Annotated in this window: 2 protein-coding genes; one reads left to right on the top strand and one right to left on the bottom strand. The window is 59.3% G+C overall.

The window, feature by feature from the left end:
- Positions 1 to 192: 192 nt before the first annotated feature.
- Positions 193 to 1,188, bottom strand: coding sequence for an IS4 family transposase (locus BN874_RS10885; RefSeq protein WP_051497714.1), 996 nt, complete (start codon positions 1,186 to 1,188; stop codon positions 193 to 195).
- Positions 1,189 to 1,477: 289 nt separating this feature from the next.
- Here BN874_RS10885 and BN874_RS10880 point away from each other — a divergent pair.
- On the top strand, positions 1,478 to 2,357 hold an 880-nt coding region (locus BN874_RS10880), incomplete at its 3' end, for a ComEC/Rec2 family competence protein (RefSeq protein WP_195912169.1).

The following is a 2,357-nucleotide window of genomic DNA, read 5'->3' as shown; positions in this document are numbered from 1 at the left end:
GGCGAATCCCCCATTGTCGTTTCATGGCACCCTCCGCAGAAATGAACTTCTACCGAGGGATCCGTCTTGGGTGCCGCCGTGCGCTGGCGCCACACCTCATAACGGGACCACGTTAACTTGGAGGCGGGCAACCCGGCTGACGCAGAATTTGTCATTTGTAATTAGACCATTGCTAAGTACAGGACAAAATCTTCAAAGCCCACAGGAAATCCTGAAATTTCTCGGCGAGGTTGAGGGCGACGTTACGTAGGAAGTCGAGGCCGTGGCGGGAGAGGGACTGGAGCGGTCGCTGAAGGGTTTTTTTAAGGGGATCGGTCGGTCCCGGTCATGGAGCGGTTCGCCGGTACGGTGGGTCCAGGCAAAGGCCAAGGCAAGCAGCCCCATCATTTTGGACAGGCGAGCCGCGTCTCGGAGGTGGGTGTCCTCGAAATTAAAACCCCGCGTCTTCAGGCAACCAAACAGAGGTTCGATCTGCCAGCGGTCGGCGTAGGCGTCGATAGCCTCGGCTTGGGGTGCACCAGAGGTGGCTATCGCGAGGAACTCACCGTCATCTAGGCGCAGCACCGAGAGATGAACGAAGCAACCCCAGACCGGACGCCGTCCCGGCAGCAGGTGCGCTTGACCGGGTTTAAGCGAACCCAAGAGCGTGTCAATACGCGTCATCCGGTTCCAATGATTAGGGACGAGGGTGTCGCATTGGATGCGTTGATGGAAGGGAATCCGTTGGGTTTGTAGCCAGTGGAACCCCGCCTCGCCCATAAATTCGCGGTCGGCCAGCAAGACGGCGACTCGGGCCACGCCGAAAACGGCGAGGAAGCGCTCCATCAGGGCGATCCGCTCGGCGGTGTTGGAATTACCTGCCTTGCCCAAGACGCTCCAGAAGATCGGCAGGGCGATGCCGCGATAGGCCATACCCAGCACGAGAAAGTTGATGTCCACTTGGCCGAACTTCCAGTGAGTGCGATCCAGCGTGAGTCGCCACGGGCCATCACCGACCGGGACCAGGCGCACCAACAGTCGCGCCAAGTGGTCTAGGTCAATCTCAAACGAGCGGAAAAAGCGTTGCAAACGCTTGTAGTGCGAGTCCACCTGGGCCTGGCCGCCGAAACCGGTGGCGAGTTCAGCCAAGTTGACGCTGCGCACTTTGAACAGGGCCAGCAGGAAGTGCGCAGCCGAGCCGAGCGCCATGCCAAGGCAGATGCTCGGCCAGCACGGCCTTGAGTTCGTGGACGGGGTCGTTGGCAGTCGCCTTCATTGGAGTTCCTGTAAAAAACACCTAGCTTAACCATTTTTATTCATAGGGTTGCCATTTTTGTCCTGTACTGAGGACGAATTTACGGGTTTAGCGAAAATCCTGTACTCATTGGTGCTTTAATGCTTGGAATATTCGTACATCCGCCGGTGAAGGTACGACCTCTATGCCGCTGAAGTTAAACTTCAAGTGAACATCCGGTAGCCACCGGTTCAATCATTGCCCATGCGCCTTGGAACCCTTGCCTTTCTGGTTGGAATCCTGGTGTTGCAGGCGTTGCCGGAATTGCCAAGCCGCGCCTGGACGCTGGTATTGCCGGGAATCTTGGGTGTAGGGATATTCATTCCCTGGTTGCGGTTGCCAGCCTGGGGGATGGCGGGATTCCTGTATGCCCTGCTGCTGGCGTCACCGCCGGGCGTACTGCCGGCAGAACTGGAAGGGGTTGATCTGTGGATCGAAGGCGGAATTGCTACTCTTCCCGACCGTGAATATCGCAGCACCCGGTTCGAGTTCACGGTAGATCAGGCTATGCACGGCGAACATCCGGTAGCGCTCGCCGGTCAGCGGGTGCGGTTGTCCTGGTGGAACGATGGCGAAGCTGAGGAGCGCATGGCAACGGAAGCGCAGCCGGCCTTACGGGCGGGCGACCGCTGGGGTTTCAGCGTGCGGCTGAAACGTCCGCATGGCCTGCTCAATCCCGGTGGTTTCGACTACGAACGCTGGCTGTACGCCAAGGGCATCGTTGCTACCGGCACGATCCGCTCCCAACCGCCGCCGCGTCTGCTGGCTCACGCCGACCGCTATCCATTGGACCGCTATCGCCAGAACATCGCGGAATCCTTCAAGCGGTTGCTGCCCGATAATTCCTACACCGGCATTTTAATCGCGCTGGCAGTGGGCGAGGAAGGCGGCATCAGTCCATGGCAATGGGACGTGTTCAACCGCACCGGCGTCGGCCATTTAATGTCCATTTCCGGCTCGCACATCGGCTTAATCGCCGGGCTGGTGTTCGCGCTGGTCTGGAGTGGGTGGGGGCGGATTCCGGCGCTGGCGTTACTGACGATTCTGGTTCTCGATCCGGGGGCGCCGCTACTGGCCGGATTCT

Origin of the sequence: Candidatus Contendobacter odensis Run_B_J11, from assembly GCF_000531125.1 — a bacterium.
GTDB lineage: Bacteria > Pseudomonadota > Gammaproteobacteria > Competibacterales > Competibacteraceae > Contendibacter > Contendibacter odensensis.
The sequence above is the reverse complement of the archived record's forward strand: the minus strand, read 5'-3'. Positions and strand labels throughout refer to the sequence as shown.

Bases quoted from the DNA above. Each gene is read 5' to 3' on its own strand.
- BN874_RS10885 (WP_051497714.1), bottom strand. From the start codon at position 1,188: ATGGCGCTCGGCTCGGCTGCGCACTTCCTGCTGGCCCTGTTCAAAGTG.